This window comes from Streptomyces sp. PA03-1a (assembly GCF_033792805.1).
Lineage (GTDB): Bacteria > Actinomycetota > Actinomycetes > Streptomycetales > Streptomycetaceae > Actinacidiphila.
In genome coordinates this window covers 44,420-62,881 of sequence record NZ_JARAVO010000016.1, presented here as the reverse complement: position 1 = coordinate 62,881, position 18,462 = coordinate 44,420, and the positions used below count along the sequence as shown (strand labels likewise).

Here is an 18,462-nt window from a genome sequence, read left to right as displayed (position 1 = left end):
CCACCCGCCCCCAGGGCCAGTCCAAGGGCGGCAGTATCTGGCTGCACATGGACCACGGCAGCGGCACGTCGGCGTGCGTCAGCCAGTCCAAGGCCGACATGGAGTACCTGCTGCGCACGCTGGATCCGGCGCTGCACCCGGTCGTGGTGATGGGGGACCGGGAGCACCTGGCGGCCTGACGGCAGTTCAGGACAGCCTTCCGCAGGGACGGTAGGCCCTCTGCAAAAGCGAAGCAGACTGTTTCCGCAAGAAGTTGAAAGTTTTTCCACGCGACATATTGACGCTACCCGTCCGCGGGGCCAGTCTCCTACCCGGAGTTCCCACGGGCGGGAGCTCCGCCCCCACACTCGATGGCCCGGCGCGTGGCTGTCTTCGGGGCACCTTTGTGCCCGAACACGAAGGAGCCGCACCATGAGATCGCGTTTTCTGCGCGCGGGTCTGGCCGCCCTGCTCAGCACGGCCGGGCTCGTCGGCGTCTCGCAGCAGCCGGCCCAGGCAGCACCGCCCGGAAGCAAGGACGTCACCGCCACCCTCTTCGAGTGGAAGTTCGCCTCGGTCGCCAAGGAGTGCACCAACACCCTCGGCCCGGCCGGGTACGGCTACGTCGAGGTGTCGCCGCCCCAGGAGCACGTCCAGGGCGCGCAGTGGTGGACCTCCTACCAGCCCGTCAGCTACCGCATAGCGGGCCGGCTGGGTGACGGGACGGCCTTCAAGAACATGGTCGACACCTGTCACGCGGCCGGGGTCAAGGTCATCGCCGACGCCGTCGTCAACCACATGAGCGCCGGCTCGGGCACCGGCACCGGAGGCACGTCGTACGGCAAGTACACCTACCCGGGGTACTACCAGGACCAGGACTTCCACTCCTGCCGGACGAACATCTCCGACTACACCAACCGCGACAACGTCCAGAACTGCGAACTCGTCGGGCTCTCGGACCTGAACACCGGCAGCGACTACGTGCGCTCGACCATCGCCGCGTACCTGAACGGCCTCATCGCGCTGGGCGTCGACGGATTCCGCATCGACGCGGCCAAGCACATCGCGGCGGCCGATCTCTCCGCGATCAAGGCCAAGCTCAGCAACCCCTCCGTCTTCTGGGCACAGGAGGTCATCTACGGTTCCGGGGAGGCCGTGCAGCCCGGCGAGTACACCGGCACCGGTGACGTCGACGCCTTCCAGGGCGCCTACGACCTCAAGCGGATCTTCACCGGCGAGAAGCTCGCCTACCTCAGCAACTGGGGCGCGTCATGGGGTGCGGGCTACCTCGCGAGCGGCAGTTCGCGCACCTTCGTCGACAACTGGGACACCGAGCGCAACGGTTCGACCCTCACCTACAAGGCGGGCGCGACCTACACCCTGGCCAACGTCTACATGCTGGCCTGGCCCTACGGCTCGCCCAACGTGTACTCCGGCTACCAGTTCTCCGACAACGACGCGGGCCCGCCCAACGGCGGCACCGTCAACGCCTGCTACAGCGACGGCTGGAAGTGCCAGCACGCCTGGCCGCAGATCGCGGGCATGGTCGGCTTCCGCAACGCGGTCGCCGGCACCGCGGTGACCAACTGGTGGTCCAACGGCAACAACGCCATCGCCTTCGGGCGCGGCAGCAAGGGCTACGTCGCGATCAACCACGAGAGCGGTTCCCTCACGCAGACCTTCACCACCTCGCTGCCCGCCGGCACCTATTGCGACGTGCAGCACAGCGGCGCCACCTACACCGTCGGCTCGGACGGCAGGTTCACCGCCACCATCGGCGCCAACGACGCGGTGGCGCTCTACACCGGCGCCCCCTGCGGCAGCGGAGGCGGCGGCACGACGCCCGCGAGCGGTGCGTCCTTCTCGGTCAACGCCACCACGGTGTGGGGCCAGAACGTCTACGTCGTCGGCAACAACGCCGCCCTCGGCAACTGGAACACCGGCAACGCCCTGCCGCTGTCCTCGGCGGCCTACCCGGTGTGGAAGCTCGACGTCTCCATGGGCGCGGGCACGTCCTTCGAGTACAAGTACATCAAGAAGGACGGCAGCGGGAACGTCACCTGGGAGTCCGGCGGCAACCGTACGGCGACCGTCCCCGCGAGCGGCAAGGTGACGCTGGGCGACACCTGGCGGACCTGACCCCTCCCTGCGCTCCAGCGCCTCAGCAACGACCCGGCGCGGTGTCCAAGACGGCGAGCAACGCCGTCAGGGCATCGCGCTGGTCCGTGTCCAGGGGGGAGAGCAGCTCCTCGGCCGCCGCCCGGCGGGCGCGGCGCAGCCGCCGCACGGCGTCGTCGCCCTCCTCGGTGAGCTCGATGCGCACCACCCTGCGGTTGACCGGGTCGGGCGCCCTGCGGACCAGCCCCCGCTCCTCCAGGGCGTCGGTCAGGCTCGTCACCGCGCGCGGCACGACGTCCAGCCGCTCGGCCAGGTCGGCCATCCGGGGCGCGGTCCCGCTCTTGAGGCTGTGGGCGACCGTGCGCAGCATGCGTGCCTGGGCCGGGGTGATGCCCACCGGCTCCAGGTGCCGCCGCTGTGCGCGGTGCAGCCGGCGGGTCAGCCACAGCAGCTGGTCGGCGAGGCGCCCGGTGCTCTCGTCGGTGTCCGCGGTGGACGTGCGGGATTCCATGGTCAGAGGGTATCAGGATGCGGTTCATTGTGAGCATAGGTAACAATGAACTACACTCTCATCGCCTTGACATGCCCGGACCTTTCGGAGGCCCTTTGCACCCCGATCAATCCCCGCGGTGGACCCCGCCGCCCAAGGACCCCGCCCGACCGACCGACGTGCGCCGCGTCCTGCGGCTCTTCCGTCCCTACCGTGCCCGCCTGACCGTCGTCGGGCTCCTCGTCGGTGCCGCCTCACTCGTCTCGGTCGCCTCGCCCTTCATGCTGCGCGAGATCCTCGACACCGCGATCCCGCAGGGCCGCACCGGGTTGCTGAGCCTGCTCGCCCTCGGCATGATCGCCACCGCCGTCCTCAACAGCGTCTTCGGCGTCCTGCAGACCCTGATCTCCACCACGGTCGGCCAGCGCGTCATGCACGACCTGCGCACCGCCGTCTACGAGCAACTGCAGCGCATGTCGCTCGCCTTCTTCACCCGGACCCGCACCGGAGAGGTGCAGTCCCGCATCGCCAACGACATCGGCGGCATGCAGGCCACCGTCACCTCCACCGCGACCTCGCTCGTGTCCAACCTCACCAGTGTCGTGGCCACCGTCGTCGCGATGATCGCCCTGGACTGGCGCCTGACCATCGCCTCCCTGCTGCTGCTCCCGGTCTTCGTGTGGATCAGCCGCCGGGTCGGCACCGAGCGCAAGAAGATCACCACCCAGCGCCAGAAGCAGATGGCCGCGATGTCCGCCATCGTCACCGAGTCGCTGTCCGTCAGCGGCATCCTCCTCGGCCGCACCATGGGACGCGCCGACTCCCTGACCCGCTCCTTCGCCGAGGAGTCGGACCGGCTGGTCGACCTCGAGGTGCGCTCCAACATGGCCGGCCGCTGGCGGATGTCCACCATCGGCGTCGTCATGGCCGCCATGCCCGCGCTCATCTACTGGATCGCCGGCATCGCCGTCAACGGAGCGGGCGGGGCGGTGTCGATCGGCACGCTCGTCGCCTTCGTCTCGCTCCAGCAGGGCCTGTTCCGGCCCACCGTCAGCCTGCTGTCGACCGGTGTCCAGGTGCAGACCTCGCTCGCGCTCTTCCAGCGCATCTTCGAGTACCTCGACCTGCCCGTCGACATCACCGAGAAGGACGACCCCGTACGCCTCCCGCGGGTCCGCGGCGACATCCGCTTCGAGGGCGTCGGCTTCTCCTACGACCCGGCCACGCCCGGGCGCACCCTCGACGGCATCGACCTGACGGTCCCGGCCGGCGGCAGCCTCGCCGTCGTCGGCGCCACCGGCTCCGGCAAGAGCACCCTCAGCTACCTCGTGCCCCGGCTGTACGACGTCACCGAGGGCCGCGTCACGCTCGACGGCGTCGACGTCCGCGACCTCGCCTTCGACACGCTCGCCGCATCGGTCGGCGTCGTGTCGCAGGAGACGTACCTCTTCCACGCCTCGGTCGCCGAGAACCTGCGCTTCGCCAAGCCCGACGCCACCGACGAGGAGATCGTCGCCGCCGCCCGCGCCGCGCAGATCCACGACCACATCGCGGGGCTGCCCGACGGCTACGACACCGTCGTCGGCGAACGCGGCTACCGCTTCTCCGGCGGCGAGAAGCAGCGCCTGGCCATCGCGCGGACGATCCTGCGCGACCCGCCGGTCCTCATCCTCGACGAGGCCACCAGCGCGCTGGACACCCGTACCGAGCACGCCGTCCAGGACGCCATCGACGCCCTCTCGGCGGGCCGTACGACCCTCACCATCGCCCACCGGCTGTCCACCGTCCGCGACGCCGACCAGATCGTCGTCCTCGACCACGGCCGGATCGTGGAACGCGGCAGCCACGACGAACTGCTCGCCCTGGACGGCCGCTACGCCGCCCTGGTCCGCCGTGACGCCCAACTCGTCCATACGGCATGATCCTCGGCCATGGAACCCATCGCGGGGGCGGAACTCCCCGGCTACCGGCAGATCGAGGCGGACGCCTGGACCAATGACCACGGCGACCTCGTCAGCCTGCACTGGTTCGACGTGCCGCCGGACATCCCCGCGCCCCTGGAGGACCTGCCGCGCCTGCGCCACGCCCTGGCCCACTACACGGCCGGGGCGGGCGGCGGCCTCATCGAGGCCGACGTCCTGCACCTGGGAACGGTCCCCACGCTGCGCCAGGTCATCAAGGTCCCCCTGCCGGACCGCCCCACCGGCCAGGCGTTCCTCGGCAGCTACACCTTGCCCCGGGCCTCCTGCAGCGCCGTCGTGAAGGTCCAGGCCCTGGAGCAGGGCACCACCGGCGTCCGGGAGGCGCAGGTGCTCATCGAACTCGGCCCCGAGCGCTACTTCATGCCGCACCCGTACGCCTCCGACCTGCGGCAGGGCCTGCCCTTCCACTGGGGCGACGCCCCCCACTACGACGCGCACTTCCCCGACCACCCGCTCACCCGGGTCCGGGACGCACTGGCCCAGCTCGCCGTCTCGCTCCAGGTGGCCCCGGAGTACGCGGCCCTGCCTCCCTTCGCGGGACCGGCCGCCACCACGCCGTAGACCCGGGTGAGCAAGCGCACATCCCGCCCGCGGCGATCGTCCGCCCGGTGCCCGGCACCGGCGCTAGGGTGAGCGGCGCCGCGCAGACCGCAGGAGGTAACCGATGGCCGCGTCCGACCGTTCCGCCGTGCTGCTGGCCAGGTTGCTCGCCACCACGGGCACCGCCCACTTCGTGGCGCCCCGGCCCTTCGACGCGGTCGTCCCGCGCGTCCTGCCCGGCGAGCCCCGCACCTGGACCTACGTCAGCGGCGCGGTGGAACTGGCGCTCGCCGCGGGCATCGCACTGCCCCGTACCCGCCGGGCGAGCGCCTTGCTGGCGGCGGGCTTCTTCACCGCCGTGCTGCCGGCCAACGTGAAGATGGCCCGGGACTGGCGCGACCGGCCCGCGCCCCTGCGGAACGCCGCCTACGCCCGGCTGCCGCTCCAGGCACCGCTGGTGCTGTGGGCCCTGAAGGTGAGCCGCGACAGCCGCCCCTGACCGGTCCACGGGGCGTTGTCGGTGCTCCGTTCTACCCTCGGACGGTGACCTCGCACAGGAGCCCGTCCGTCGCCGTCGTCGCCGACCCCCTGGGGACCGGCGGGCGGCTGCAGGCGCTGCGCGAGGACGGCACCGCGGACGGTCCCCCGCAGACCGTCAGCGACCTCGTGGCGGCCATCGCCGAGCGCGAGGCCCGGCAGGCGCCGCGCTGGGTGTGGGCCGCCACCGACGAGATCTACCCGCCGCTGCTGGAGCGGCTCCCGGCCCGTCCGGCCCGGTGCCACGACCTCAAGCTCGTCGAGGCCCTGCTGCTCGGTGCCGAGGAGCGCTGGGGCCTGCCCCGTTCGCTGGGCGCCGGCTGGGCCCGGCTGCACGGACTCCCCGTGCCGGACGACGCGCGCGAAGGCGGCTCCGACGACCAGCCGGTGCTCTTCGCCGCCGACCGCCATCATCTGCCGCCGGGCACCGACCCGCTGGAGGCGGTGGTCGCCGTGCACGCCGACCAGCAGCGCCGGATCGCCCTGTCCGAGCACCCCGACCGGCTGCGCCTGCTGGCCGCCGCCGAGTCCGCCGGCGCCCTGGCCGCCGCCGAGATGGCCCGGGACGGCCTGCCCTGGAGCGCCGCTGCCCACGACGCGGTGCTCACCGGGCTGCTCGGCCCCCGCCCGGCGGGCGGTGTCCGCCCCAAGGTGCTGTCCGAGCTCGCCGCCGGCATCCATGAGGCCCTGGGCCGCCCGGTGAACCCCGACTCGCCCGCCCAACTGCTGCCCGCCTTCGAGCGCGTGGGCGTGCGGATCACCTCGACCCGCTCGCATGTGCTGCGGGAGGTCGGGCATCCGGCCGCCGCGTTGCTGCTGCGCTACAAGGAGCTCTCCCGCATCCACAGCGCCCACGGCTGGGCCTGGCGAGAACAGTGGGCGCCCGCCGGGCGGTTCCACCCCGAGTACGTCGTCGGCGGTGTCGTCTCCGGCCGCTGGGCCACCCGCGGTGGCGGAGCGCTGCAGATCCCCCGGCAGATCCGCGCCGCCGTGGTCGCCGACCCCGGGCACCGGCTGGTCGTCGCCGACGCGGGCCAGCTGGAACCCCGCGTCCTGGCCGCCCTCTCCGGCGATCCCGGGCTGGCGGCGGCCGCCGCCGAGGGCGACCTGTACGCGGCCCTGGCGCGCACCGCGTTCGGGGGCGACCGCGCACGGGCCAAACTGGGCCTGCTGGGCGCGATGTACGGCCAGACCAGCGGCGAGGTGGGGCCGCTGCTCGAGGTCCTGCGCCGCCGCTTCCCGGACGGCATGCGCCTGGTGGAGTCCGCCGCCCGCACCGGCGAGGGCGGCGGTGTCGTCCGGTCCCACCTCGGGCGTACGTCACCGGCGCCGTCCGCCGACCGCCAGGAGCTCACCGACGCCCAGGCCCGCGCCTGGGGCCGCTTCACCCGCAACTTCGTCATCCAGGCCACGGCCGCCGAATGGGCGCTGGCCGTGCTGGCCTCCCTGCGCCGCCGCCTGGCCGCGCTCGACGGACGGCCGCACCTGGTGTTCTTCCTGCACGACGAGGTCATCGTGCACACCCCCCAGGAGCTGGCCCCCGCCGTGGAGGATGCCGTCGCGGAGTCCGCGGAGGAGGCCCGGCGCCTGCTCTTCGGCCCGACGCCGGTGCCCTTCCCGCTGCACACCCATGTCGTCGAGTGCTACGCGGACGCCAAATGAGCGGCGCGCGGTCAGTCCGTCACGAGCAGGACCTCCAGGGTGCGCGGCCCGTGCACGCCCTCCACCCGGTCCAGTTCGATGTCGCTGGTGGCAGAGGGTCCGGAGATCCACGTCAACGGCCGGACGGGATCCAGCCGTTCCAGCGCCTGCGGCACCGAGTCCACGACCTGCTCCGGGACGCGCACGACGACGACGTGGTGGTCCGGGACGAGCGTGATCCTGCGCCGCCCCTGGTCGGGCCCGGCGTCCAGCACGATGGTGCCGGTCTCCGCGATCGCCACCGCGCAACCGGTGACGACGCTGTCGACAGCGTCCAGTTCGCGCGCTGTCAGCGCCGCGGAATCGGCCACCCGTTCCACGTCCTGCACCGCCGAGAGCCACTGCTCCGGAAGGCCGGGCGGGACGACGACCCGGCGGGCGCCGTGCGCGGCCAGCAGGCCGGCGAGGCGGCCGGGCAGCTCCTCGGCGGTGGCGCGGTGGACGATGGCACGGTAGTCGGCGAGGTTCTCGGCCAGCAGATCGGCGGTCTGCGCGGCGTCCCGCCGTCCGTGGACGCGCAGATAGTCACGGTCCACCGCGCCGCGCGCCGGTGCCGTCCCGTGGGGCGCGTCGGCGAGGGCGCGGCGGATCCGCCCCAGGACCTGGTCACGGGTGCTCACTTGGTGCCCTCCCTGCTCTCGGTGCTGCCGCTGCCGCTGCCGGCGGCGCCCGGCCCCCGGGTGCGCCGCCACCAGTCGCGGAAGGACTCCGCCGGCACCGACGGGACGTCCCGGGTGTCGGTCCACGCCTTCCCGGGCCCCGGCAGCCGGCTCGGGTGGAACCTGCGGGTCCGCGACGCCAGCCGCTGACCGGCGCGCAGCGCGGCCGGGTGGTCCAGCGTCCAGCGCGCCGCGCGCATGGCCGCCCGCTCGGCCGCGTGGCCCTTGGCGGGCCTGAGCGTCACCTTGTTGCCCGCCCGGGTCACCTCGCCACCCTGCACGACGCGTTCCCGCAGGTGGACCAGGACCTCCGGGATGTCGATGGCGACCGGGCACACCTCGTAGCAGGCGCCGCAGAGGGACGAGGCGTACGGGAGCGAGGCGTCGATCGCGGTGTCCATGCCGCGGAGCTGCGGGGTGAGGATGGCGCCGATCGGCCCGGGGTAGGCGGACCCGTACGCATGCCCGCCGGCCCGCTCGTACACGGGGCAGACGTTGAGGCAGGCCGAGCAGCGGATGCAGCGCAGCGCCTGCCGGCCCACCTCGTCGGCGAGGGTGTCGGTGCGGCCGTTGTCGACCAGGACGAGGTGGAAGGTGCGCGGTCCGTCCTCGTCGGTGGTCCCGGTCCAGGTGCTCGTGTACGGGTTCATCCGCTCGGCCGTGGAGGAGCGGGGCAGGAGCTGCAGGAAGACCTCGAGGTCCCGCCAGCTCGGCAGCACCTTCTCGATGCCGACCACCGAGATCAGGGTCTCGGGGAGCGTCAGGCACATGCGGCCGTTGCCCTCGGACTCCACCACGACCAGGGTGCCGGTCTCGGCGATCATGAAGTTGGCGCCCGAGATGCCGACCTTGGCGCGCAGGAACTTCTCCCGCAGGTGGAGCCGTGCGGCCTCGGCCAGTTCGGCGGGGGAGTCGGAGAGCCCCTCGGGCGCCGGACGGCCCCAGCGGCCCATGGCCTCGTTGAAGATGTCCCGGATCTCGGAGCGGTTGCGGTGGATCGCGGGCACCAGGATGTGGCTCGGCCGGTCGTCGCCGAGCTGCACGATCAGCTCGGCCAGGTCCGTCTCGTAGGCGGAGATCCCGGCCTCGGCGAGCGCCTCGTTGAGACCGATCTCCTGGGTCGCCATGGACTTGACCTTGACGACCTCGGTCTCACCGGTGGCTCGTACCAGGTCCGTCACGATGCGGTTGGCCTCGTCCGCGTCGACGGCCCAGTGGACGGTGCCCCCCGCGGCGGTGACCGCCTCCTCCAACCGCACCAGGTAGTGGTCGAGATGGCGCAGCACGTCGTCCTTGATCTGCTTGCCCGCCGCCCGCAGTTGCTGCCAGTCGTCGAGTTCGGCGACGGCGCGGGCCCGCTTGTCCCGGATGGTGTGGGTGGCGTGCCGCAGGTTGCCGCGCAGGGTCGTATTGCGCACGGCCTCGCCGGCGGCGACGGGGAAGGCGGGCATGCCCAGGTAGGTGCCGCTCATCGGATGCCTCCGTAGGGCTGCTCCTCGGTCGACGCGAGGATCTCGGCGAGGTGGACCGGCCGGACCTCGGAGCCGAGCCGGGCGAGGGTACCGCCGATGTGCATCAGGCAGGAGTTGTCCACCGTGCACACGGCGCGCGCGCCGGTGGAGGTGATGTTGCGGGCCTTGTCCGCGCCCATCGCCGCGGAGACGGCCGCGTTCTTGACGGCGAAGGTGCCGCCGAATCCGCAGCATTCCTCGGCGCCCGGCAGCTCGACCAGCTCCAGCCCCTTCACATGGCTGAGCAGCTCCACCGGGCGGCGGCCCAGCCCCAGCATCCTCAGGCCATGACAGGTCGGATGATAGGTGACGGGATAGGGGAAGTAGGCTCCGACGTCCGTCACCTTGAGCACGTCGGTGAGGAACTCGGTCAGTTCGTAGGTGCGGGGCACGACGGACGCGGCGACGGCGGCGAGACCCTCCCCGCGCCCCTCCGCGCGGGCCCGGTCGCCGATGCGGGGGTAGTTGTCCCGCACCATCGCGGCGCAGGAACCGGACGGGGTGACGATGTAGTCGTACCCCTCGAAAGCCTTGGCGTACCGCGTGACCAGGGGCTCCGTCTCGTGCCGGTAGCCGGTGTTGAACTGCGGCTGGCCGCAGCAGGTCTGCGCGGCGGGGAAGTCCACGGTCACCCCCAGCCGCTCCAGCAGGGTCACGACGGCCTTCCCCGTCTCGGGGTACAGCGTGTCGTTCACGCAAGTGACGAACAGTGCTACGCGCATGCGGCCTCCTCACGGTCGGCACGGCCACCCGTGGGCTCATACTGCCGTATACGCCCCACACTATGGGGCAGAGATCGGATGTCTGCGCGCCGCAGAAGGTGCCATTGACGAGCCATGTCGGGGTGTCCTAACGTCCCTGCCATCGATTGAAACCTTTCATATCAGACCCGAGAGGCCAGGGCCGACCGTGCAGCGCGTCTGTTTCCTGTTGAAGGTCCGCAAGGACCGTCTCGCCGAGTACCGCGAGCGTCACGCCGCCGTCTGGCCCCAGATGCTGGACGCCCTCTCCGCCACCGGCTGGCACAACTACTCGCTCTTCCTGCGTGAGGACGGCCTGCTCGTCGGCTACCTCGAGACCGAGGACTTCGCCGCCGCACAGGAGGCGATGGCGGCGACCGACGTCAACGCCCGCTGGCAGGCGGAGATGGCGGACTTCTTCGAGGCGCTGGACGGGGCCCGGCCCGACGAGGCCATGCGGCCGCTCACGGAGGTCTTCCACCTGGCATGACGCCGCAGCAGTAGCCCGCGCGACGATCCGCCCCGCCCCGGAGGCCACCACTGCCGTTCCGCCGCTGCCGTTCGGTCGGCCGGACAGAGTGGGCGCCGACGCCGTCACGAATGCGTAGCATGAACCCGCGGCCTGCGGCGGGCCGGCGGCAGGAGGTAGGGCGGAGCTCGTGACACGCATGGTGGGGATCAAGGACGTCGCCCGGCAGGCGGGCGTTTCGGTCGGCACGGTGTCGAACGTGATCAACCGGCCCGACATGGTCTCCGAGGACACGCGTGCCCGCGTGCTGTCGGTCATCGAGCAACTGGGCTACGTGCGCAGTGAGTCCGCCCGGCAGCTGAGGGCGGGCCGCAGCAGGATCATCGCGCTGCTCGTGCTCGACATGGCCAACCCCTTCTTCGTGGACGTCGCCTCCGGCGCCGAGCGGGCCGCCCGTGAGACCGGGCTCGGAGTGATGCTCTGCAACAGCGGCGAGAGCCCTTCGGAGGAGGCCGACTACCTCGGGCTCTTCGCCGAGCAGCGGGTGCGCGGTGTCCTGGTGACGCCCGCGGACACCAGCGGCCGGAACATCGCCTCCTTCCGGCGCCACGGCATCCCCTTCGTCTTCGTGGACCGCGTCGTGCCGAGCGCCGAGGCCTGCTCGGTGTCCGTGGACGACATCGAGGGCGGCCGCCTCGCGGTCGACCACCTCATCGAACGCGGCCACGAACGCATCGTGTACGTCAGCGGTCCGATGCACCTCGCCCAGTGCCAGGACCGGCGCACCGGCGCCCTGGACGCGCTCGCCGCCGCCGGGCTCCCCGCCGGGTCCCTGGCGCACATCGAGGCGGAGCGTCTGGACGTCCCCTCCGGACGCGACGCCGGCGCCCGGCTCCTGGGGATGGCCAACCGCCCGACCGCCGTCTTCTGTGCCAACGACCTGCTCGCGCTGGGCGTGCTGCAGGCGCTGTACGCGGCGGGCATCGCGGTGCCCGAGGAGATCGCGCTGGTCGGTTACGACGACATCGAGTTCGCGGCGGCGGCCGCGGTGCCGCTGACGTCCGTGCGGCAGCCCGCCTACCGGATGGGCCGCGCGGCCGCCGATCTGCTCATCGAGGAGACCGGGGACGCGGCCGAGGAGCACGAGCACCGGCGCATCGTCTTCCAGCCCGAACTCGTCGTCCGGGGCTCCACCCTCGGCAAGAGCGGCCGCGCCGCCCGCTGAGCCCTCCGGGGGTGCCGGGCCCCGACGGCTTCGGTGGTCTTCGGCCGGCCGTCAGCCGGCCGCGGCCACCGGTTCCGGCGTCCGGGCCGCGTCCGGGGCGCGGTCCCGTCCCCGCAGGTAGGCGCGGATCTCGCGGGCCGCGCTGCGGCCGGCCCGGTTGGCGCCGATCGTGCTCGCGGAGGGGCCGTAGCCGATGAGGTGGACGCGTGGGTCGGCCGCGACCTGGGTGAGCCCCTCCAGGCGGATGCCGCCGCCGGGCTCGCGCAGGCGCAGCGGGGCCAGGTGGTCGAGGGCGGCACGGAAGCCGGTGGCCCACAGGATGACGTCGGCGGTGACGTGGCGGCCGTCCGCCCAGGTCACGCCGTCCGGGGTGATCCGCTCGAACATGGGGAGGCGTTCGAGGATGCCGCGCTCGCGGGCGCGCTCCATCGCCTCGGTCATGGGCAGCCCCGTCACGCTGACGACGCTCTGGGGCGGAAGGCCGTGCTTGACGCGTTCCTCGACCAGCGCGACCGCGGCCCGCCCCTGATCCTCCCCGAAGGGGCCGGTGCGGTAGGCGGGCGGCCGCCGGGTCACCCAGGTCGTCGCGGCCGCGCCACCCGGCTCGTGGAGCTCCATGAGCAGCTGTACGGCCGAGGTGCCGCCGCCGACCACGATCACGTGCTTCCCGGCGAACTCCTCGCGCCCGCGGTACCCCGCCGTGTGCAGCTGGCGGCCGCGGAAGGCCTCCTGGCCCGGGTAGCGGGGGACGAAGGGCCGGTCCCAGGTCCCGGTGGCGTTGACCAGCGCGCGGGCAGCCCACGTGCCGGCGTCGGACTCGACCAGCAGGCGCCCGTCCGGGCCCTCGCGGACCGTGGAGACGTCGACCGGGCGGTGCACCCGCAGGTCGAAGGTGCGCTCGTAGCGGTCGAAGTACTCGGCGACGACCTCGGCGGACGGCCGGTCGGGGTCGGCGCCCTCCAGCTCCATGCCGGGCAGCGAGTGCACCCCGTGCGCCCTGCCGTACGTCAGCGTCGGCCAGCGGAACTGCCAGGCGCCGCCGGGGCCGGGGGAGTGGTCGAGGACGACGAAGTCCTCGTTCGGCCGCATCCCGTTCCGTCGCAGGAAGTACGCGCCCGAGAGCCCGGCCTGCCCGGCCCCGATGACGGCGACGTCCACATCCACATGGTTCACGTTTCCACCAACTACGGGCGTTCGTGGAAGCTTCCCGCGGACACCTCGCGCCGCAGCCGGGCCACCCGCGCGGCGGCCTCCTCCAGGCGGGACAGCGGCAGGTCGCCGTCGGCGACCGCGCGGGTGGCCGCGGTCCGGATGGCCTCCAGGACGCCCGCCCCGCAACGGGGCCCGAGCTGCAGCAGGTCCACGCCCGAGAGCCAGGCCAGGACGGCCGCGCCCGGTACGCCCCAGCCCTCCACGACCTCGTCGGTGTCCAGCGGTTCGCTGATCACGACCGCGCCGTCGCCGAACTCGTCCCGCAGCAGTTCGGTGACCGCGGGCCCGCTGAGCGCGGCCGGGACGTCGACGGTGACCGCCCCGGCCCGCTCCAGGCCGCGCCGGAGCCATTCCGGCGGTCTGCGGGTCCGGCCGACGGGCAGCAGGCAGACGTCGACCAGCGCGGCGACGCGGTGCGGTGCGTACACGTGGGGGTCCCCCTCTGGCGCTCGGGCGGGCGCTGCCGACCCTATCCCGAGGGACGGCAAGTGGTCCAGACCAATCGGAGGGCGGCCGCCCGGATCAGGACAGCCGCCCCCCGTCGCACGGGGACCGTCAGCGCCCTCCGGAGAGCAGCAGCGGCGCCCCACCCGGCGCGGACGCGGGCCGGCCGTTCGCCGCCCGCACTCCCGGGAGGGGTGCGGTGGGTGCCCTCTCGAGCAGCCCCCGTGCGGCCAGTTCGGGCATGACGCCCTCGCCGAACCAGTACGCCTCCTCCAGGTGCGGGTAGCCCGACAGCACGAAGTGGTCGATCCCCAGGGCGTGGTACTCCTCGATCCGGTCGGCGACCTCCGCGTGGCTGCCGACCAGCGCCGTCCCGGCCCCGCCGCGCACCAGGCCCACCCCGGCCCACAGGTTCGGCGAGATCTCGAGCCCGTCGCGCGAGCCGCCGTGCAGCGCCAGCATCCGCTGCTGGCCCACCGACTCGCTGCGCCCCAGCGCCTCCTGCGCGGCGGCGACCGTGTCCTCGTCGAGGTCGTCCAGCAGCCGCTCCGCCGTGGCCCACGCCTCCCTGGCTGAGTCGCGGGAGATTACGTGCAGGCGGATGCCGAAGCGCACCGTGCGCCCCTCCGCCTCGGCCAGAGCGCGGATCCAGTCGGTCTTCGCCTTCACCTGCTCCGGCGGCTCGCCCCAGGTCAGGTAGACGTCCGCGTGCCGGGCGGCGACGGGCCCGGCCGCCGGTGAGGAGCCGCCGAAGAAGACCTGCGGCACCGGGTCCGGCGGCAGCGCGGTCAGTCCGCCCTCCACCCGGTAGTGCTCTCCGTCGAAGTCGAAGGGCCGGCCGCCCCACACCCCGCGCACCACCGACAGGAACTCGTCGGTGCGCGCGTAGCGGGCGTCGTGGTCCAGGTGGTCGCCGAAGCGCCGCTGTTCGGTGGAGTCCCCGCCGGTGACGACGTTGAGCAGCAGCCGGCCCCGGGTGATCCGCTGGTAGGTCGCCGCCATCTGCGCCGCCAGAACCGGTGAGACGACCCCCGGCCGGAAGGCGACCAGGAACTTCAGCCGTTCGGTGTGCTGCGACAGCGCGACGGTGGTCAGCCAGGCGTCCTCGCACCAGGTGCCGGTGGGCGTCAGCACGGCCTCGAAGCCGAGCTGGTCGGCCGCCCGCGCGATCTGCGCCAGGTAGTCGATGTCGGGCGCCCGCACCCCGGAGACCGGGGTGACGCGGGAGCGCTTGACGCCGCCGTCGGTGTAGGCGTGCCGGTCCACCAGGGTGCGGCCGTCGCCTCCGGTGGGCAGGAACCAGTGCAGGTGCACGGACATGTGCGGCCCTCTCAGTAGGTGCGTGCGGCGGTGGTCGAGGCGGGCAGGTCGCCGTTGAAGCGGCGGTCGACGAAGTCGGAGAAGTCGACGTGCCGCGGGATGAGCCCGAGCTTCGCGAAGGTGTCGGCGATCTCCTGCTCTGAGGCGACGGCCGCGTCGTCGACCGCCACCGAGACCCGGGTGCCGTTGCTGCGCTTCACCGAGTCCAGGGCCACCTCGTACGGCAGCCCGGTCTCCTTGGCCCACACCTTGGCCCACTCCTCGGGGTGCTCGTAGACCCAGTCCTGGGCGCGCCGCAGACGCTCCAGGTAGTCGCCGATGGCGGCGGACTTCGCCTTGTCCGCGAGCGCGCCGGGTGCGGCGACCTGGAAGGCGAGGCCGTTGACGCGCCCCGTACCGGTGGTCAGCACCCGCGCGCCGTTGGCGCGCAGCACCTGGGAGGTGTACGGGTCCCAGATCGCCCAGGCGTCGACCTTGCCGCCGCTGAAGGCGGCCAGGGCGTCGGCGGGCTGCAGATAGCTGACGTCGACGTCGTCGAGCGCCAGCCCGGCGGACTGCAGCGAGGCGATCAGCTGGTAGTGCGCGGAACTGCCCTGGGCGACGGCGATGCGCTTGCCCTTGAGGTCGGCGGGCCGCTTCAGCGCCGAGCCCTTCGGGACGACGATGGCCTCGCCCTCGGAGGAGCCGTGCGAGGCCGCCACCACCGTGATCCTCGACCCGGAGCCCGCGGCGAAGACCGGCGGGGTGTTGCCCACCCCGCCGATGTCCACCGCCCTGGCGTTGACGGCCTCCAGCAGTGGTGGCCCGGAGGCGAAGGTCGACCACTTGATGCGGTACGTGAGGTGGTCGAGCTCGCCCGCCGCGCGCAGGACGGCTTCGGAACCGCCCTTCTGGTCGCCGACGTTCAAGGTGACCGAGCCCTTGCCGTCGGTGCCGTCACCGGCGCCGCCCACGGTGCTGTCGGCGGAAGAGACGCCGCAGGCGGAGAGCAGGAGGGTGAGCGGGAGCAGCAGGGCGGGGGCGATGCGCCGGGTTGTCTTCATGGTGGGTCCGTCGTCCTTCTCGTGAGGGTGGGTCAGGCGGCTTCGGCGGCCGTCGGAGCGTCGACGCCGAGTTCGGCCAGCAGAAGGGAGCGCAGGGCGGTGAAACCGGGGTCGCCGACGTCGCGCGGACGGGGCAGCGCGACCGGGGTGTCGTGGGCGATGACCCCGTCCCGCATGACCAGGGCCCGGTCGGCGAGGAGGAGGGCCTCGTCCACGTCGTGCGTGACGAGCAGCACCGCGCAGCCTCGGCGCTGCCACAGCTGGGCGACGAGGCGCTGCGCCTTGATGCGGGTCAGCGCGTCCAGCGCGCCGAACGGCTCGTCGAGCAGCAGCAGATCGGGTTCGCGCACCAGCGCCCGGGCGAGCGAGGCACGCTGGGCCTCACCGCCCGACAGCGTCTTGGGCCAGGCGCCGGACCGCTGCCGCAGCCCGACTTCCTCCAGCGCGGCCTCTGCCAGCGCCCGTTCGGGCCGTCCCGGCAGGCCGAGCAGGACGTTGCGCCACACCCGCTTCCACGGCATCAGGCGCGGCGCCTGGAAGGCGACGGCACGCCTGTCCGGCACCAGCACGGTGCCCTCGATCTCCCGGTCGAGCCCGGCCAGGACGCGCAGCAGTGTGCTCTTGCCGCAGCCGCTGCGGCCGAGCAGGGCGGTGAACTCGCCGGGCCGCAGGGTGAGGTCGAGGCCGTCGATGACGGGCCGGCCGCCGAAGGAGCGGGTCAGCCCCGCCACGCGCACGGCCGCGGCGGCGTCGGCTCCGCCGGCTCCGGCGGCGTCGTTGCTCACTGGCCGGTGAAGGTCGGTCGCCATTGCAGCAGCAGCCTTTCGAGGGAGCGGACGACGATGTCGGCGGTGAGGCCGAGGAAGGCGTAGACGACGAGGCAGACCACGATCACGTCGGTCCGCAGGAAGTCCCGCGCCTGCGTCATCAGGAAACCGATGCCGTCGGAGGCGTTGATCTGCTCCCCGAAGACCAGCGCGAGCCACGCGGTCGCGAGCGAGTAGCGCAGCCCCGTCATCGCGCCGGGCAGCGCGCCCGGCAGCACGACGTGCCGGACCAGCCCCCAGCGCGACAGGCCGAGCGAGGTGCCCGCCTCGATCAGTTGCTCGTCGACGCCGCGGATCCCCGCGTAGACGTTGAGGTAGAGGTGGAAGGCGACGCCGAGCGCGATGAGGGTGACCTTCGGTGCCTCGCCGATGCCGAGCCAGATGATGAACAGCGGGATCAGGCCGACGAACGGCACCGCGCGCAGCATCTGCACGCTGGCGTCGACCAGGTCCTCGCCCAAGCGGGACAGCCCTGACAGCAGGGCCAGGGCGATGCCGGCCGCACCGCCGAGGAGCAGCCCGATCACCACGCGCTGCAGCGACACCGCCATGGCGGAGGTCAGCTGACCGCTCGTCACGAGGTCGGCCGCCGTGCCGGCGATGGTGCCCGGCGAGGCCAGGACGTCCGGCCGCAGCACACCGGTCGTGCTGAGCGACTGCCACACCGCGAGCAGGAGCAGCGGCCCCGTGGTCCGCCGCAGCCAGCGGGGCAGTGAGCGGCGGCGGGCGGAGACGGGTACCACGGGGCGCAGTTCGGGAGCGGTCGTGGAAGGGACGACGGAAGGGGCGGCGTCAGGAGGGACGTCGGCTGACATGGCGGAAATGTCCGGTGGCGCTTTGCTGATGCTCATGGGAAGGCTCCACGTCGGGGAGGCGGTGAGCGGGCGCGCACGCCCCCGCGTCCGCGAAACCGGTCAGGCGCAGGCGCAGGCGCTGGCGCTACGACTCGTCACGGGAACGCGGACGGGGCGGTGCGGGGAGGGCCCGAAAAGGCGCACGGAAACGGCGTGCGGGAAAGGCACACCAAGAGGTGGGGAAGCGTCAGCAGCCGCGGCGACAGGCGGCGGAGGCCACCCGCAACAGGTCGATGTGACCGCGCGTGGTGAGCAGAACGGGACGCGACATGTCCACGACGGTAGCCATGCCGTCCACATGGCGTCAACGGCGTCTCGACCCTCGGAACGCCCGCGCCACCCCCGCCACGCGGCGGGCTCCCGGGTGGGCCACCATGGTCACATGGCCGACGCTTTCTCCACCCGCACCCTCGACGTCACCACCGGCAGCCGGGAGACGGTCCACGACCTGACCGGCGCCTGCGCCGACTTCCTCGACGACGTCGCCCACGGACGCGACGGGCTGCTCAACGTGTTCGTCCCGCACGCCACCGCCGGGATCGCCGTCATCGAGACCGGCGCGGGCAGCGACGACGACCTGCTGGCCGCGCTCCACGACCTGCTCCCCGCCGACGACCGCTGGCGCCACCGCCACGGCAGCCCCGGCCACGGCCGCGACCACGTGCTGCCCGCCATCGTCCCGCCGCACGCCACGCTCCCGGTGATCGGCGGCCGGTTGGAGCTCGGCACCTGGCAGTCCGTCGTCCTGGTCGACACCAACCGCGACAACCCACGGCGCCAGGTCCGGCTGAGCTTCCTGGCGTGAGCCGCT

At 72.9% G+C, this 18,462-nt stretch carries 19 protein-coding genes; 8 read left to right on the top strand and 11 right to left on the bottom strand.

All coding sequences use genetic code 11. The features are described 5' to 3' along the window. The first annotated feature begins 411 nt into the window (after positions 1–411). Positions 412–2,118, top strand: a complete 1,707-nt coding sequence (locus PV341_RS05670; protein WP_500356901.1) for a carbohydrate-binding module family 20 domain-containing protein — start codon at positions 412–414, stop codon at positions 2,116–2,118. A 22-nt stretch (positions 2,119–2,140) separates the two neighbouring features. Here PV341_RS05670 and PV341_RS05665 read toward each other — a convergent pair whose 3' ends face one another. Further along, positions 2,141–2,608, bottom strand: a complete 468-nt coding sequence (locus tag PV341_RS05665; protein WP_500356899.1) for a MarR family winged helix-turn-helix transcriptional regulator — start codon at positions 2,606–2,608, stop codon at positions 2,141–2,143. A gap of 95 nt (positions 2,609–2,703) precedes the next feature. Between PV341_RS05665 and PV341_RS05660 the strand changes: the two genes are divergently transcribed. From PV341_RS05660 to PV341_RS05645, 4 genes are all read left to right on the top strand, one after another. Beyond that, a complete protein-coding gene (locus tag PV341_RS05660) occupies positions 2,704–4,509 on the top strand; it encodes an ABC transporter ATP-binding protein (RefSeq protein WP_500356898.1) in 1,806 nt (601 codons plus the stop codon). Between the two features lie 9 nt (positions 4,510–4,518). Next, positions 4,519–5,130 carry a hypothetical protein gene (locus tag PV341_RS05655; RefSeq protein WP_500323266.1) on the top strand — a complete coding sequence of 204 codons (612 nt, stop codon included), beginning with the start codon at positions 4,519–4,521 and terminating at the stop codon, positions 5,128–5,130. A gap of 103 nt (positions 5,131–5,233) precedes the next feature. Next, positions 5,234–5,608, top strand: coding sequence for a DoxX family protein (locus tag PV341_RS05650; protein WP_500323267.1), 375 nt, complete (start codon positions 5,234–5,236; stop codon positions 5,606–5,608). A gap of 44 nt (positions 5,609–5,652) precedes the next feature. Then, a complete protein-coding gene (locus PV341_RS05645) occupies positions 5,653–7,308 on the top strand; it encodes a bifunctional 3'-5' exonuclease/DNA polymerase (RefSeq protein ID WP_500356896.1) in 1,656 nt (551 codons plus the stop codon). Positions 7,309–7,319: 11 nt separating this feature from the next. Here PV341_RS05645 and PV341_RS05640 read toward each other — a convergent pair whose 3' ends face one another. From PV341_RS05640 to PV341_RS05630, 3 genes are read right to left on the bottom strand one after another with little or no spacing between them, the layout of a single operon-like run. Further along, on the bottom strand, positions 7,320–7,967 hold the full coding sequence (locus tag PV341_RS05640) for a LutC/YkgG family protein (RefSeq protein ID WP_500323270.1): 648 nt from the start codon (positions 7,965–7,967) through the stop codon (positions 7,320–7,322). Further along, entirely contained in the window at positions 7,964–9,478 is a 1,515-nt protein-coding gene (locus PV341_RS05635) for a LutB/LldF family L-lactate oxidation iron-sulfur protein (RefSeq protein ID WP_500323272.1), read from the bottom strand. The genes PV341_RS05640 and PV341_RS05635 overlap by 4 nt, the downstream gene beginning before the upstream one ends. Further along, positions 9,475–10,239 (bottom strand): (Fe-S)-binding protein, encoded by a 765-nt coding sequence (locus tag PV341_RS05630; protein ID WP_500323273.1) that lies wholly within the window; start codon positions 10,237–10,239, stop codon positions 9,475–9,477. Before PV341_RS05630 ends, PV341_RS05635 begins: the two co-directional genes overlap by 4 nt. Positions 10,240–10,426: 187 nt before the next feature. On the opposite strand from PV341_RS05630, the gene PV341_RS05625 reads away from it, so the two are divergent. Next, positions 10,427–10,747, top strand: a complete 321-nt coding sequence (locus PV341_RS05625) for an L-rhamnose mutarotase (RefSeq protein WP_500356895.1) — start codon at positions 10,427–10,429, stop codon at positions 10,745–10,747. 178 nt (positions 10,748–10,925) lie between these two features. Beyond that, complete coding sequence (locus PV341_RS05620) at positions 10,926–11,951, top strand: LacI family DNA-binding transcriptional regulator (RefSeq protein WP_500356905.1); 1,026 nt, start codon at positions 10,926–10,928, stop codon at positions 11,949–11,951. 51 nt (positions 11,952–12,002) lie between these two features. Here the strand turns inward: PV341_RS05620 and PV341_RS05615 are convergent, their stop codons facing one another. The 7 genes from PV341_RS05615 to PV341_RS05585 form a co-directional block, all read right to left on the bottom strand. Further along, on the bottom strand, positions 12,003–13,124 hold the full coding sequence (locus tag PV341_RS05615; protein ID WP_500323274.1) for an NAD(P)-binding domain-containing protein: 1,122 nt from the start codon (positions 13,122–13,124) through the stop codon (positions 12,003–12,005). Between the two features lie 11 nt (positions 13,125–13,135). Then, positions 13,136–13,591, bottom strand: a complete 456-nt coding sequence (locus PV341_RS05610) for a hypothetical protein (RefSeq protein ID WP_499515480.1) — start codon at positions 13,589–13,591, stop codon at positions 13,136–13,138. A 127-nt stretch (positions 13,592–13,718) separates the two neighbouring features. Further along, positions 13,719–14,927, bottom strand: a complete 1,209-nt coding sequence (locus tag PV341_RS05605) for an LLM class flavin-dependent oxidoreductase (RefSeq protein WP_500323275.1) — start codon at positions 14,925–14,927, stop codon at positions 13,719–13,721. A gap of 11 nt (positions 14,928–14,938) precedes the next feature. Continuing rightward, positions 14,939–15,970 carry an ABC transporter substrate-binding protein gene (locus tag PV341_RS05600; RefSeq protein ID WP_500356893.1) on the bottom strand — a complete coding sequence of 344 codons (1,032 nt, stop codon included), beginning with the start codon at positions 15,968–15,970 and terminating at the stop codon, positions 14,939–14,941. 32 nt (positions 15,971–16,002) lie between these two features. Further along, complete coding sequence (locus PV341_RS05595) at positions 16,003–16,779, bottom strand: ABC transporter ATP-binding protein (protein ID WP_500356891.1); 777 nt, start codon at positions 16,777–16,779, stop codon at positions 16,003–16,005. Then, complete coding sequence (locus tag PV341_RS05590; RefSeq protein WP_500356889.1) at positions 16,752–17,648, bottom strand: ABC transporter permease; 897 nt, start codon at positions 17,646–17,648, stop codon at positions 16,752–16,754. Before PV341_RS05590 ends, PV341_RS05595 begins: the two co-directional genes overlap by 28 nt. A gap of 190 nt (positions 17,649–17,838) precedes the next feature. Next, positions 17,839–17,922, bottom strand: a complete 84-nt coding sequence (locus PV341_RS05585; RefSeq protein ID WP_354795648.1) for a putative leader peptide — start codon at positions 17,920–17,922, stop codon at positions 17,839–17,841. Positions 17,923–18,033: 111 nt separating this feature from the next. Between PV341_RS05585 and PV341_RS05580 the strand changes: the two genes are divergently transcribed. Then, positions 18,034–18,456, top strand: coding sequence for a secondary thiamine-phosphate synthase enzyme YjbQ (locus PV341_RS05580; protein WP_500323282.1), 423 nt, complete (start codon positions 18,034–18,036; stop codon positions 18,454–18,456). The last annotated feature ends 6 nt before the right edge of the window (positions 18,457–18,462 follow it).